We start from the raw sequence: 12,852 nt of genomic DNA on the forward strand, positions 1-12,852 counted from the left end.
GAAATCCCGGAAATGTTCAATCGTCTCTGATCGAGTCCCATTTCTGAAATTCGTAGCTGATCGATGTCTCGACAAGCATTTCCCATATCGCGGCCACCATGGGGACAGGGACGCCATGTTGAGCGGCCATATCTTTAACATTTTGAATGACTTGTGATTTTCTGTCCTCGTCACGGACAGTATCGCGATCACCCTTGATGCGCGCTGCGGCGGTCATGCAGGCAAATCGCTGGGACAGCAATTGCACAATCTCGCTATCAATTCTGTCCACCTGAATGCGGACATCGGACATATTTTCCATGAGCGGCAGATCTGAGCTTTTGGTCATGCCAGCGCCTTTAATCATCGCGGCGTGTGAAGTCGAGTACGCAATACTATAAACAGCAGATTGTTGCTGCGGAAACTGTTGACAATAGCGCCGTTGCTAGCCATAGGCGCGGGCTTGCAATTGGCTCCGCACCCCGGTGAAGCGGTAGCCGCATCAAGATCCGCTCTTGATGGTGCGTTCCGGGAAGAAGTTGAAACAGCAAATTAGGAGTCATTCTTATGACAAAACGTACTGCGTCCAAATATAAACTCGATCGCCGCATGGGCGAAAATATCTGGGGTCGCCCCAAATCTCCTGTCAATCGCCGCGACTATGGCCCAGGCCAGCATGGTCAGCGCCGCAAGGGCAAGCTCTCTGATTACGGTATTCAGCTGCGCGCCAAGCAGAAGCTGAAAGGCTATTATGGCGATGTGACCGAGAAGCAATTCCGCCGCGCTTACAAAGAAGCTGCTGCTATGAAAGGCGATACCAGCCAGAACCTGATCGGCTTGCTTGAGCAGCGCCTTGATATGGTTGTCTATCGCGCGAAATTCACGCCAACAATTTTTGCAGCGCGCCAGCTTGTCAGTCACGGCCACATCCGTGTGAATGATGTTAAATGTAATGTCGCATCACGCAAGGTTGTTCCCGGCGATGTGATTTCGCTCAGCGACAAAGCAAAAGAAATGCTGCTGGTTATTGAAGCACAGAGCTTGGCAGAGCGCGATATTCCCGAATATGTGACGCCCGATGGCACCGACAAAGTGACCTATGTTCGCATTCCGACACTGGATGAAGTGCCTTATCCGGTGACGATGGAACCCAATCTGGTTGTCGAATTTTATTCGCGCTAATTGGTAGTAATCAGAACATTAAAAGGGCGGCCAATGAGCCGCCCTTTTTGCGTTCACTGCAAAAAAACTATTTCGGTAAAAATGCAGCAGACTTGGTGAGCATGTCGATACGCGCAGCAGAATTACGTAGACTGTGCTCTAATCCTTTATATTCAACAAAAGTCACCGGTTTACTCACGGCTTTCAGACTGTCTTGCATTGCACGCGAATGACGGATTTCTACGTTGCGATCATATTCACCATGAAACAACATGACAGGAGCTTTGATCACGGTGGCATTTTGGGCGGGCGACCCTTCTTTGATATGTGGTCCAGCTCCGACGTAATCGCGGACCACAGCTTGGTCATAATAGCCTTTGGAATCGTTTTTCAACATCAGCAGATCGGTAACTGGGGCAATTGCAACGACGGCCTTAAAGAGATCTGGTGCCAATACAGCAGATTGCAACGCCGCGTAACCGCCATAGGACCAGCCAACAATTGAAAGCGCCGATGGCTTCGCAATTCCTTGAGCAACCAACCATTTACCCGCATCGGTGACATCTCCTACCGATGTGCGCCATGACTGAAATCCGTTCTTCTTGTACCATTCATCACCGTAACCAGCGGAACCCCTGAAATTTGGCTGAAGAACGGCAAAGCCCTGACTAACGTAAAACTGCGCTAGCCAGTTAAAGCCCCATTCATCGCGACTTTCCGGTCCACCATGTGGCATTACAATGGCTGGAATATTCTTGCCTGTCGAATCAGGTGGCAGCGTCAAATAACCTGGTATCATGGTCCCATCCGCTGCTGGATAGCTAATCGGTTTTACCCGCCCCAATTTTGAGTTTTCCAGGGAAGGCCTGACGCCCAAAAGAGGCCTGAGCTCTTTCGAGGCTTTATCAAAGAGAAAATATTGGCCGGGATCAATATCGGATCCACCCCAGATCAGCAGTTTGGATTCGTCCAGATTTGCATCGGAAAACTGAACGGAGTAATCTTCTCCCAGCGCTTTCCCGAGCGCACTCGCCAAATTTGCAAGTTCTGTATCAAAGTAGATTCCGGTACGCTTCTCCAGCGCATAGCTGCCCCCGACTACCCGATTTTTGCGGCCAATACGTATTAACCCATTCACATCCACTTTATCGTGTTTCAAGACGACCTCTTCATTGCCACTTCCATCCAATGCAATAGCCACCAGTGCTTTGCGTCCGTCAATCGGTTGAAAACCAAATGCGCGATTTGTGGCGGCGTCCACAGCGTAAGGATTAAACCCTGTTCGGTTCGCGTAATTTAACTCGCCCAGTGACGCCCACTTTCCATCGAGTTCATAGAAATATTTGATCTCACCGCTATCCAGTTCGGTTCCGCCCAATTTGGTTCGCATGCCCTTGATTCGAACATTTCCGATGCCATCGGTTATATATTCAACCGCTTCCTCCGATGGGCGCTCTGCGTAGTTTGCCCGACCGTTGGTGGTGTCGATAATCTCGGCAGCCAAACCATTTTTTGTTTTCGCAATCCGTGTTCCGATTTTTTCTTCTGCCAGATGGTAACGCGACATCATGATTTTATTTTCTTCGCCCGGCAACCAATCGATAATATCTCCGCCGCCAAGGCTGTAACCAAGGGCATTCTGACCTTGTTTTTTCGTCAACAGTTGCGGATCACTGCCATCCATATTGACTGCAAACACCTTGGAGAGACTGTATAACTGGCCAGCATATTCGGTTGTCCCAACAGTTTTGCAGGCCAGCCGAATATCTGAAGTCCAGCCGCACCAATATAGATTGTCCGGTTCGCCAGACGAGGTGGTGACACGCAGGGGCGAATTGCCTTTGTCGAGATCAATTGAATAGAGGTCTGTCCGGGTTCCGGGACCTGGAGATATAAAAGCGATTTTCTTGCCATCGGGGGACAGGCTGATGTCTGCAACGGCAGGCATCTGCCCAAATATTTTTGCTTGTTCATTGGCGGAAGCGGCGGTGGACGCCACTCCGGCGAGTAGTATAGAAATTATTATCTTTTTTGAAAGTTTACGCACGTTGATCCCCCGGTTACTAAGGTATTACCGAGACATTACGTGGTCGTTCACTATTTCTCAAATAAAATCGGATTCACCAAGCATTGGCGCTAATCCAAAAACTTGCACGACGGCCCAAGCTCTGCCAAATGAGCGCAAATGAAACCATATTGGTAGAGGATCGCACTATGAATTTGAAAATGGTCGCAGCTTTGACGCTGCCTGTGTTGCTCATTTCCGCATGCAAGAAAATTGACAATGTTGATGTTGCCGCAGACATGCCGGAAATTGCCGCTCCCGAATTGTCGGTAGAAACGATGAAGTCGATCACCGAGGAGCTTTCTTCAGATGCCTATGAAGGGCGTGCGCCGGGAACGGCTGGTGAAGAGAAAACGCTTGCGCTGCTGACCAAGAAATTTGCGGATGCGGGCCTGGAACCCGGCAATGGTGATAGCTGGTATCAGGATGTGCCGCTGGTTGGCATAACCGCAACCAAAACCAGTCCGCTGACGATCAAGGGTAAGGACGCGAACCTGAGTTTCAACTTTGGCTCGGACTATGTTTTTACCAGCTATCAGGAACAAGCGAAAATCGATATCACAGATAGTGAAATGGTGTTTGTCGGCTATGGTATTACCGCGCCCGAACGCGGCTGGAGTGACTATGACGGTGTCGACGTCAAGGGCAAGACGGTTGTCATATTGGTCAACGATCCTGATTTTGGCACCGAAAGCCTGGAAGGCGAATTTGGTGGTCGGGCGATGACTTACTATGGTCGGTGGACTTACAAATATGAAGAAGCGGCGCGGCAAGGCGCAGCGGCTGCGATCATAATCCACGATACCGATCCGGCGGCTTACGGCTGGAATGTTGTCGAATCGAGCTGGACTGGTGAGCAGTTTTACGCGCAATCGAGCGATGGCGGCGCCAGCCAGACCAAGGCCAACGGATGGATTCAAAAAGACGCAGCGGCCAAGATATTCGCAGCTGCTGGTCAGGATATGGCCGCCCAGATGACTGCGGCCAAGAAGAAGGGCTTCAAGGCTGTTCCTTTGGGCCTGACCGCAAGTGCATCGTTGGAAAACACGATCAAGAAGACCGATAGCAAGAACGTTGTCGGAATTCTCAAAGGTAAAACCCGGCCTGATGAATATGTTATCTATACAGCCCATTGGGACCACTTGGGCCGTTGCAAACCAGCACCCGATGGTGATGATATTTGCAATGGCGCGGTGGACAACGCCACAGGCACTGCCGCCTTGGTCGCGCTGGCTGAAGCGCATGTGAAAGCAGGCGCGCCGGATCGTAGCATTATCTTCCTCGCTGTGACGGCGGAGGAGTCAGGATTGCTGGGTTCCAAATATTATGCCGACAACCCGATCTATCCGCTCGACAAAACCGTTGGTGGCGTCAACATGGATGCCTTTGGTATGGCGGGGCCAGCCAAGAACGTCGTTGTGGTTGGCAAAGGAAAATCGCAGCTCGACCGCTATCTGGAAAGCGCTTTAACCGCCGATGGCCGTGTTGCCGAGGCTGAGCCGACACCGGAGAAAGGTTTTTACTACCGCTCGGATCATTTCAGCTTTGCTAAGCTCGGGGTGCCGATGATCTATTTTGAAGGCGGAGAAGATCTGGTTGATGGCGGTCGCGAGGCGGGTGAAGCGATCAGTCTGGATTACACCGAAAACAAATACCATGGACCAAAGGATGAATATAATCCGGACTGGAACTGGGACGGCGTAATGAGTGACCTGAAAGTCTATTATACCGTTGCCCGGATGCTGGCGATGACCGATGACTGGCCCAATTGGAATGAAGGCGACGAGTTCCGCAGTATCCGTGATAAAAGCCGCGCTGGAAGCTAGGAGCGCTTCTTGAACTGTTATGAGATGGCCTGCTGAATGGGAGCCACATGAAGCGGTGTTTATCGGTTTCCCCGGCAACCCGGCGGAGTGGCCTGTTGGACTGGACGAAGCGCAGCGCGAAGTTGCTGCTTTTGCCGATGCCGTTTGCGATGATGGGCGCGGCGAGCGGGTGGTTCTCGTCTGTCGAGACCAGGGTGATGCGAACGCAGCAACTGCTCTCGTGAGTAAATCCGTAAGCGTTATCGTCGAGCCATTTGGGGATATCTGGCTGCGCGATACTGGTCCGATTGTCACTATCGACAATGATGACAGGATCGCCAATGATTTCCGTTTCAATGGCTGGGGTGGCAAATTCGAGATGGCGGGCGATGAAGATATCGCTCCGCGCCTTGCCGCATATTTTGAACTGCCCGTATACGCGCACGACTGGATATTGGAAGGCGGTGCAATCGATGGTGACGGAGCGGGCGCAATTATCACCACCGAGCAATGTGTTCTCAATCCCAATCGCAACAGCGCTTTCGCGAAAGAGCTGGCGGAAGTCAAATTCGGTGAAGCATTGGGCACCGATAATATCATTTGGCTGGGCGAAGGTTTGGTGGCCGATCATACGGATGGTCATGTCGACAATCTTGCGCGATTTGTCGCTCCGGGCTTGGTTGCGATTCCGCAAAGCGATCAAAAAAACGACCCCAACAACCCAATTTTTGAAGACGCCGCGTCGCGCGCAACGGAATGTGGGTTGATCATCGTGCGCCTGCCATCCGTCGGACGCTATGAATTGGACGGTGCCATAGCCCCGGCAAGCTATATGAACTTCTATATCGGCAACGAGGCTGTGCTGGTTCCGCAATATGGCGCACCCAACGATGCGCGAGCGGTTGAAGAAATCGCAGTGTTATTTCCTGAGCACCGCGTTGTCGGATTGCCGAGCATGGCATTGCTGCGCGGCGGCGGAAGCTTCCACTGCATTTCCCAGCAGATCCCGGCTGACAGAAAATAACAACGTCCCAACGTTTAGCGCCATTGCGCAGCTCGGCGGTCACGTTTCCATAAACCACTTTGCATGCAGCGACAGCTCACCTATGTTAAAAGTTATATCAACCCCGGGAACAAAGAGGAAAAATGAAATGATGAAAAAAATAGCAATGACAAGCGCGGTAACAATATTGTTTGCCGCAAGTACGACACCGACATTCGCCAAACATCACGAAGAAGCCGGCAAGGCGATGGACCACAGCAAGATGGACCACAGCAAGATGGACCACAGCAAGATGGACCACAGCAAAATGGATCATTCCAAAATGCTGGACGCTGCCGCAAAATCGAAACTGAAAACAGTGTTGGCTGATCCTCGCCGCGACAAGGACCGCGCCCGGGATCAATATCGCCATCCTATGGAAACGCTTGAGTTCTTTGGTGTTACACCTGACATGACGGTTGGGGAATATGCTCCCGGCGGCGGCGGCTGGTACACCAATGTGCTGGCACCCTATCTGGCCGATAGCGGTCAATATGTCGGGGTAAATTTCAACCCTGAGCCGCTCCCGTTTCCTGAAGAAAACAAGGCTGCGCTCAAGACATGGGGAGAAACATTCCCGGGCAAGGTTGCCGAAATGACCGGTTTGCCAGCCAGCAAGATCAAGGCATATTCCACCGATCAGATAACCGATGAAACGGCAGCTATTGCGGATTTCATCATCATCCCGCGGATGATGCACAATCTTATGCGCTGGAATGTTGCCGATAACGAAATCAAGGCATTGCGCAAAATGCTCAAGGACGATGGTCATATCGGCATTGTCCAGCACCGGGCAAAAGATGGAACGCCGTTTAGCTATGCCGACGGAAACAAAGGCTATTTGCGGACGGACACGGTGGTGAGCTTCATGAAAGCACATGGTTTTGAACTGGTGAAACAGTCCGAGATCAATGCGAATCCCAAGGACACTGCTGACTATGCAGATGGCGTCTGGACGCTGCCTCCTATCCTGCGGACATCGAAAGACAATCCCGAAGACAAGGCAAAATACGAAGCCATCGGCGAGTCCGATCGCATGACATTGCTGTTTATGAAACTGCCTTAACGCCGAAACATATTCATGACTGAATTTGCCGTCCGCGCGATATTGTCGGGGATAATCATTGCTGTTGTGGCGATGATTGCCCGGCGATATCCGGCGATGGGCGCGCTGATTGCATCGTTGCCGCTGATTTCCATACTCGCCATGATCTGGTTGTGGCGGGATACGGGGGACACCAATCTGATCGCGGATCATGTGCAGGCGACATTTTTCTACGTCATCCCGAGCTTGCCGATGTTCTTGCTGATTCCAATGATGTTGCGGCAAGGCGTGAACTTTTGGGCTTCTCTATCAGCCGGTATTCTATTGACCTTCGTTCTTTATCTCGTGACAATTCCGATTGCAGCGCGATTTGGCATCAAGCTATAGCATTGGTTATGACACAGAAGATCACCGTCGCGGCTTTGCAGCTTGCCCTCAATGGGAGCGAACAGGACAATATCGAAGGCGTCAGCGATCAAGTTGCCCAGGCAGCGGAGCAGGGCGCGCAGGTCATTTTGCCGCCTGAACTGTTCGCTGGCCCTTATTTCTGTAAAACAGAAGACGAAGCGCTGTTTGCGTCGGCTTTCCCGGCGCGGGAGAGCGCGCCCGTATTGGCGATGCAGAAACTCGCCAAGAAGCTTGGCGTAGCCATCCCGGCCAGCTTCTTCGAACGCGATGGTCAGCACTATTACAATAGTGTCGCGATGATCGGGCCGGATGGCGCAATCATGGGTTTATACCGCAAAAGCCATATCCCGGACGGTCCGGGCTATGAGGAAAAATTCTACTTCCGCCCCGGCAATAGCGGCTTTAAAGTCTGGCAGGTTTTCGGCGCGACTATTGGCGTGGGGATATGCTGGGACCAATGGTATCCTGAAACCGCCCGCGCGATGGCGCTGATGGGCGCAGAGATTTTATTCTACCCCACTGCGATTGGTTCTGAACCTTATGATGCCGATCTCGATACCAGCCGGATGTGGCGCCGCGCGATGCAGGGGCATGCGGTGAGCAATTGCATGCCAGTGGTGGCGAGCAACCGGATTGGCGAAGAAGACGGCCAGAAATTCTACGGCCACAGCTTTATCGCCAACGAATGGGGCGATCTCGTGCTCGAATATGGCGCGGTAGAAAGCGGCGTTCTGGTTTCCACTTTTGATCTGGAACAAGCCCGTAAACACCGTGCTGGCATGGGCTTTTTCCGCGATCGCCGGCCGGAGCTTTATGGGCGTTTAGCCGAAGATAGTTAATCATCTGGACCAAAGGGCCGTTAGCCATGTAATATGCGACCATGATTACGGAAAATCCCACCGCTTATCTGTTCGTCAGGCTGGCCCTGATGTTAGCGCTGGCCATACCGTCATCGCTTACCGCACGCGACCGCTTCATTGTCGAATATGCCGATGATGTGGTCAATTTGCCGCCCAAAAAGGCAGCGCAAGTCGCACAGCCTCCAGCAAAACCTATTGTGACAGAAGCCCCGGCGCCCCTGGTCAACGTTATCCATTATGTTGAGCTCGAACGACCGCTGGAATTTGGCGAACATTACTGGGATGAGAGTTTCGTCAAATCCCAAGGCCTTCGCGGGCCAGCGCAAATTGTCGTCGATCTCGAGGCTGAGCAACTCTATGTTTATCGGGCAGGTGCCGAAATAGCGCGTTCGAAAATCACCCGCGGCTGGGAGCAATATAACACACCCACCGGCGTCTTTCCGATATTGGAGAAGGACGCTGATCATTATAGCAGCACCTATGATGGCGCGCCGATGCCTTATAATCTGCGGTTGACCTGGCAGGGCGTCGCGATCCACGGTTCGGACGTTGACGATGTTTCTGCGACCCATGGATGTATCGGTGTGCCGCTCGAATTTGCCCGGAAACTATTTTCCAATGTCCGCAAGGGCGATAAGGTGCTGGTGACGCGGAACTGGCAACGAGATATTTACGGGTGACTGACCCCATCTACGATTGACTGGAAAACTTCCTCAAACATCTCCACCGTCAACCGCCTGGTATTCACATTATATCGGCTGCAATGATAGCTGTCGATCAGGACGCGGCCATCAGGCAATTGATGACGCGCACCGTGCGCAAACTTATGATCCGCCAGCTTCTGCCCGGACATCCGCATGATGCTATCATGCGCGATTTTGCCGAGTACCAGAATGACTTTAAGATTCGGCAGAGCGTTCAGCGCCTTTGCCAGATAATCGCGGCAATTGTTAATCTCGACACCTGTTGGTTTATTCTCAGGCGGCAGACATTTTACCGCGTTCAGGATAATCGCACCATTTAACGTCACGCGATCATCGATACTTGAACGGAAAGTTCCGGTTGAAAGGCCGACCTTATCCAGCGTTGCAAATAGCAATTCACCCGATGCGTCGCCTGTAAACGGCCTGCCGGTGCGGTTTGCGCCTTCCTTTCCCGGAGCAAGGCCGACAATTGCCAGCCACGCATCGGGATCGCCAAAGGCGGGGACCGGCGCATTCCACCAATCAGGATGCTCCTTGCGGAGCGATTTGCGCAGCTTGACCAAACGCGGGCAACGGCGGCAACCGGATGGCGCTTCGGCAAAAGGAAGGGGACTATGATTGCTCATAGCCCCCGCCATTTTTTGCCGTTTGTTGCTTGCGGAATATCAGTCTTTCAAATCCGCAGGAACAATGCCGCCATTGGCTGCGATTTCGCTCATCACGCGTTTGTGCAGCGCGATATTATCTTCGGCGCTCCCGCCGTAGCCGGTGATGCCGAGTTCGGCGGCCAGTTCCTTGCGGTTTTCGTAGCTTGCATCAATCTGGACCAGTTTCATCAGATCCACGATCGAAGTGCGCCAGTTCAATTTGTCGGAGCCAGGTACATTGTCGAGACGCGCTGCGACATCAACTTCGGTGATGGCTGCCCGTGCCGCTGGCTTGTTTTCCATTGGAATAGCAGCCGGTGCAGCCGCTGGTTCAGCCGCTTTTGCTTCACCGCCAAAAATTGCGCTCTTGATTTTACCAAATATGCTCATGTTTTGCTCCTCATTCTGAATAATTCGAGTCTTCTTTTGATCACTCTTAGAAGGTATTTCGGAGTTGCTGGTCCAAGAGTCAAATGGTGGACCGCTTTATTTTCAATTTTGACCAGTTTGGCGATGTAAACATTGGTAAAGATTCCAAAAAATGGGTTTCGGCCAATAAATTGTGCTAAGTGAACCTCCGGAAAAACAGGGACTCGCTAAAGTTCCCGCGAATATGGAGAGACGCTATGAATATTCTAGATGTGTTGCAGCAATCGGGCGGCATTGGCACCATGGCCAAGGAATTGGGCATTAACGAGAGCGTTGCTCAGGCGGGCGCAGCAGCGTTGTTGCCCGCTATTTTGGGGGGCTTCAAGAAGACGACTCAAGCGCAACCTTCCGGGCTTGAAGGGCTAGGCGGATTGCTGGGCCAGCTCGGCGGCGGTGGATTGCTCGATAGTGTTCTCGGTTCTCAGCCTACACCGGTCAATAAGGGCAATGAAATTCTCGGTAATATTTTTGGCTCGAAGGAAGTGAGCCGTACGGTTGCTGCCGGAGCAGCGCAGCAAACGGGAATTAGCAGCGATCTGTTAAAGAAAATGCTTCCCGTGGTTGCGATGATGGTCGCTGGCTACATGGCAAAGCAAAGCGGCGAAGAATCTGGTGGTGGTGGCATCGGCGGACTGATTGGTGGATTGCTTGGCGGTGGAAACAAGGCCTCCTCAGGCGGTGCTATGGGTGGCATTGGATCTTTGCTTGATCTCGATGGCGACGGAAACCCGCTGGACGATATTATTGGTATGGCCGGGAAATTAATGCGCTAACAGCGCCAAACGAGGAGACGGGAAATGGGCCTTTTGGACAATGTAATGAATATGCTGCCTGACGGTGTAAATCTTGAATCGATGGCTGAGAAGGTTGGCATGACCGCCGACGAATTGAAATCCGGCGGAGAAGCGCTGTTCAGCTAGTTGCGCGATGGCACGACTGATAAGGCCACAGCGATAAAAGAGGCGGCCGCAGAAGCTGGTGTTGATGCCGAGAAACTAAAAGGCTTGCTGCCAGCGATGGCAGAAAAAGCCGGTTTTGATGGTGAGGGCGGGTTGATGGAAAAACTTGGCGGTGATGATGGCCTCTTTGGCAAAGTCAGCGGTTTTCTTGACCGGGATGGAGACGGTAATCCGCTTAATGATATCACCGATATGGCAAAAGGCTTCTTCAAGAAGTAGCCGGGGCTGGCCCAGCAGAGAGAGACCTACTTCAGGAAACCGTTTTGCCGGATTCTACCTGTTTCGGCATTTCCTCAAGGATCAAGGTCCCGTTCGCCACATCTACGATACGCGCGGTTTCGCCCTTTTCAAGAGCGGGTCCGCGCGCCGGCCATTCACCGTCGCCGACTTTGACCCTGCCTGACGTGGCGTTGACCGGAGACACAACGGTAACGGTTGTGCCGATCAGGCGGGCCGCTTTGTTGTTGAGCAATGGGTCTTCACTGGTGACAATATTTGTCAGATACCAGCGCCGTCCACCAAGCACAGAGGCAATCGTCGCTACGCCAAAGGCCGTCAGCTGACCGGCTACGGTCAAGTCTATAAACAACGACAATATGCCTGTGACCGCTGCCGCTGCTGCCACCCAGATCAGGAATACGCCCGGAACAAACAATTCTGCCAGCGCCAGCAAAGCGGCGAGCGATAGCCAGACGTATTCCGGATTATTTATAGAAAAATCATCCATCACGCATGTTCCAAATCATTGCTCTGCTATTCACCGGGGTTTTCAAACGGACCCTTCCGTCTTGGCGGCGATGGCGGGGTGGGTATCACCGCTGCGTCTTTCAAAGCATCTTTTGCAAGCTCGCCAATGCCGCCTAAAGTGCCCATCAACTGCGTGGCTTCAACCGGGAACAATATTGTCTTGGCGTTTGGTGACGTCGCAAAGCCCGATATTGCTTTCACGTATTCCTGCGCTATGAAATAGTTGATTGCCTTGGAGTTTCCGCCCGCGATAGCGTCGGAGACAACTTGCGTCGCTTTGGCCTCTGCTTCAGCTTCGCGTTCACGCGCCTCGGCATCGCGGAAAGCGGCCTCCTTGCGGCCTTCCGCCTGCAAAATCTGTCCTTGCTTTTCACCTTCCGATCGCAGAATTTCGGAAGCTCTCGCGCCTTCCGCATCAAGAATATTGGCGCGTTTTTCACGCTCCGCTTTCATCTGCCGGGCCATTGCATTGATGATATCTTGCGGTGGCCGGATATCCTTGATTTCCACGCGCGTGATTTTAATGCCCCAGGGCGTGGTCGCATCATCAATAACGGTGAGCAGGCGTCCATTGATTTCGTCGCGTTTGGACAGGGTTTCGTCCAGATCCATTGAGCCCATCACCGTACGCAAGTTCGTCGTCACGAGATTGAGAATGGCATTATACAGGTCATTGACCTCATAAGCGGCTTTGGGCGCATCAAGCACCTGGAAGAACACCACGCCATCGGTAGATATCATGGCATTGTCTTTGGTGATGATTTCCTGGCCGGGAATATCCAGTACCTGCTCCATCATGTTAACCTTGCGGCCAACGCGATACAGAAACGCAGGAAAGAAATTGAAACCGGGCTGCGCAGTGGTCGTGAACCGACCGAAATATTCAATCGTATAATGATAGCCCTGCCGAACGATTTTTATACTGGCGAACAGGTAGATAATTGTGACCAGCAGTACTAGCAGCAACAGCGAAGTTCCCATGACAGGCATCCTTTTGATTG

17 protein-coding genes are annotated in these 12,852 nt (G+C 52.3%); 11 read left to right on the forward strand and 6 right to left on the reverse strand.

Annotation, left to right across the window (positions count from 1 at the left end; all coding sequences use genetic code 11):
• Positions 1–16: 16 nt before the first annotated feature.
• Positions 17–328, reverse strand: coding sequence for a chorismate mutase (locus HF685_RS00175; protein WP_246218671.1), 312 nt, complete (start codon positions 326–328; stop codon positions 17–19).
• A gap of 78 nt (positions 329–406) precedes the next feature.
• On the opposite strand from HF685_RS00175, the gene HF685_RS16460 reads away from it, so the two are divergent.
• A complete protein-coding gene (locus HF685_RS16460) occupies positions 407–535 on the forward strand; it encodes a hypothetical protein (protein WP_281352805.1) in 129 nt (42 codons plus the stop codon).
• Positions 536–546: 11 nt separating this feature from the next.
• A complete protein-coding gene (rpsD, locus tag HF685_RS00180) occupies positions 547–1,161 on the forward strand; it encodes a 30S ribosomal protein S4 (RefSeq protein ID WP_168817536.1) in 615 nt (204 codons plus the stop codon).
• 67 nt (positions 1,162–1,228) lie between these two features.
• Here the strand turns inward: rpsD and HF685_RS00185 are convergent, their stop codons facing one another.
• A complete protein-coding gene (locus HF685_RS00185) occupies positions 1,229–3,187 on the reverse strand; it encodes a S9 family peptidase (protein ID WP_211051265.1) in 1,959 nt (652 codons plus the stop codon).
• 128 nt (positions 3,188–3,315) lie between these two features.
• Here HF685_RS00185 and HF685_RS00190 point away from each other — a divergent pair, with 128 nt between their 5' ends.
• The 6 genes from HF685_RS00190 to HF685_RS00215 all read left to right on the forward strand — a co-directional run bounded on the left by HF685_RS00190 (position 3,316) and on the right by HF685_RS00215 (position 9,045).
• Positions 3,316–5,031, forward strand: a complete 1,716-nt coding sequence (locus HF685_RS00190) for a M28 family metallopeptidase (protein WP_425500165.1) — start codon at positions 3,316–3,318, stop codon at positions 5,029–5,031.
• A 19-nt stretch (positions 5,032–5,050) separates the two neighbouring features.
• A complete protein-coding gene (locus tag HF685_RS00195; RefSeq protein WP_168817538.1) occupies positions 5,051–6,034 on the forward strand; it encodes an agmatine deiminase family protein in 984 nt (327 codons plus the stop codon).
• A 127-nt stretch (positions 6,035–6,161) separates the two neighbouring features.
• Positions 6,162–7,118 (forward strand): class I SAM-dependent methyltransferase, encoded by a 957-nt coding sequence (locus HF685_RS16035; RefSeq protein WP_211051267.1) that lies wholly within the window; start codon positions 6,162–6,164, stop codon positions 7,116–7,118.
• 15 nt (positions 7,119–7,133) lie between these two features.
• On the forward strand, positions 7,134–7,484 hold the full coding sequence (locus HF685_RS00205) for a DUF3147 family protein (protein WP_168817540.1): 351 nt from the start codon (positions 7,134–7,136) through the stop codon (positions 7,482–7,484).
• An 8-nt stretch (positions 7,485–7,492) separates the two neighbouring features.
• Positions 7,493–8,344, forward strand: coding sequence for an N-carbamoylputrescine amidase (gene aguB / locus HF685_RS00210; protein WP_168817542.1), 852 nt, complete (start codon positions 7,493–7,495; stop codon positions 8,342–8,344).
• 41 nt (positions 8,345–8,385) lie between these two features.
• Positions 8,386–9,045 (forward strand): L,D-transpeptidase family protein, encoded by a 660-nt coding sequence (locus tag HF685_RS00215; RefSeq protein WP_246218672.1) that lies wholly within the window; start codon positions 8,386–8,388, stop codon positions 9,043–9,045.
• Here the strand turns inward: HF685_RS00215 and HF685_RS00220 are convergent.
• Positions 9,036–9,695, reverse strand: coding sequence for a uracil-DNA glycosylase (locus HF685_RS00220; protein WP_168817544.1), 660 nt, complete (start codon positions 9,693–9,695; stop codon positions 9,036–9,038). The two genes, HF685_RS00215 and HF685_RS00220, sit on opposite strands and share 10 nt — an antisense overlap.
• 39 nt (positions 9,696–9,734) lie before the next feature.
• Positions 9,735–10,106: a DUF3597 domain-containing protein gene (locus HF685_RS00225; RefSeq protein ID WP_168817546.1), complete on the reverse strand. Its 372-nt coding sequence runs from the start codon at positions 10,104–10,106 to the stop codon at positions 9,735–9,737.
• Between the two features lie 236 nt (positions 10,107–10,342).
• Here HF685_RS00225 and HF685_RS00230 point away from each other — a divergent pair, with 236 nt between their 5' ends.
• Genes HF685_RS00230 through HF685_RS00235 form a run of 3 tightly spaced genes read left to right on the forward strand, consistent with a single transcriptional unit; the run spans position 10,343 to position 11,323 of the window.
• Positions 10,343–10,918, forward strand: a complete 576-nt coding sequence (locus HF685_RS00230) for a DUF937 domain-containing protein (protein ID WP_168817548.1) — start codon at positions 10,343–10,345, stop codon at positions 10,916–10,918.
• A gap of 24 nt (positions 10,919–10,942) precedes the next feature.
• The gene (locus HF685_RS16465; protein ID WP_281352806.1) at positions 10,943–11,065 is read left to right on the forward strand and encodes a hypothetical protein; all 123 of its coding nucleotides are present in this window, start codon (positions 10,943–10,945) and stop codon (positions 11,063–11,065) included.
• Positions 11,066–11,323, forward strand: a complete 258-nt coding sequence (locus HF685_RS00235) for a hypothetical protein (RefSeq protein WP_168817550.1) — start codon at positions 11,066–11,068, stop codon at positions 11,321–11,323.
• A 31-nt stretch (positions 11,324–11,354) separates the two neighbouring features.
• On the opposite strand, the gene HF685_RS00240 is transcribed toward HF685_RS00235, so the two are convergent.
• Positions 11,355–11,831, reverse strand: a complete 477-nt coding sequence (locus tag HF685_RS00240) for an NfeD family protein (RefSeq protein WP_168817552.1) — start codon at positions 11,829–11,831, stop codon at positions 11,355–11,357.
• 26 nt (positions 11,832–11,857) lie between these two features.
• Positions 11,858–12,832: an SPFH domain-containing protein gene (locus HF685_RS00245; protein ID WP_168817554.1), complete on the reverse strand. Its 975-nt coding sequence runs from the start codon at positions 12,830–12,832 to the stop codon at positions 11,858–11,860.
• Positions 12,833–12,852 lie beyond the last annotated feature (20 nt).

It is taken from the genome of Parasphingorhabdus halotolerans, from assembly GCF_012516475.1.
GTDB classification, from domain to species: Bacteria; Pseudomonadota; Alphaproteobacteria; order Sphingomonadales; family Sphingomonadaceae; genus Parasphingorhabdus; species Parasphingorhabdus halotolerans.

Bases quoted from the DNA above. Each gene is read 5' to 3' on its own strand.
- HF685_RS00175 (WP_246218671.1), bottom strand. From the start codon at position 328: ATGACCAAAAGCTCAGATCTGCCGCTCATGGAAAATATGTCCGATGTC.
- rpsD (WP_168817536.1), top strand. From the start codon at position 547: ATGACAAAACGTACTGCGTCCAAATATAAACTCGATCGCCGCATGGGC.
- HF685_RS00190 (WP_425500165.1), top strand. From the start codon at position 3,316: ATGAGCGCAAATGAAACCATATTGGTAGAGGATCGCACTATGAATTTG.
- HF685_RS00195 (WP_168817538.1), top strand. From the start codon at position 5,051: ATGAGATGGCCTGCTGAATGGGAGCCACATGAAGCGGTGTTTATCGGT.
- HF685_RS16035 (WP_211051267.1), top strand. From the start codon at position 6,162: ATGATGAAAAAAATAGCAATGACAAGCGCGGTAACAATATTGTTTGCC.
- HF685_RS00205 (WP_168817540.1), top strand. From the start codon at position 7,134: ATGACTGAATTTGCCGTCCGCGCGATATTGTCGGGGATAATCATTGCT.
- aguB (WP_168817542.1), top strand. From the start codon at position 7,493: ATGACACAGAAGATCACCGTCGCGGCTTTGCAGCTTGCCCTCAATGGG.
- HF685_RS00215 (WP_246218672.1), top strand. From the start codon at position 8,386: ATGATTACGGAAAATCCCACCGCTTATCTGTTCGTCAGGCTGGCCCTG.
- HF685_RS00220 (WP_168817544.1), bottom strand. From the start codon at position 9,695: ATGAGCAATCATAGTCCCCTTCCTTTTGCCGAAGCGCCATCCGGTTGC.
- HF685_RS00225 (WP_168817546.1), bottom strand. From the start codon at position 10,106: ATGAGCATATTTGGTAAAATCAAGAGCGCAATTTTTGGCGGTGAAGCA.
- HF685_RS00230 (WP_168817548.1), top strand. From the start codon at position 10,343: ATGAATATTCTAGATGTGTTGCAGCAATCGGGCGGCATTGGCACCATG.
- HF685_RS16465 (WP_281352806.1), top strand. From the start codon at position 10,943: ATGGGCCTTTTGGACAATGTAATGAATATGCTGCCTGACGGTGTAAAT.
- HF685_RS00240 (WP_168817552.1), bottom strand. From the start codon at position 11,831: ATGGATGATTTTTCTATAAATAATCCGGAATACGTCTGGCTATCGCTC.
- HF685_RS00245 (WP_168817554.1), bottom strand. From the start codon at position 12,832: ATGGGAACTTCGCTGTTGCTGCTAGTACTGCTGGTCACAATTATCTAC.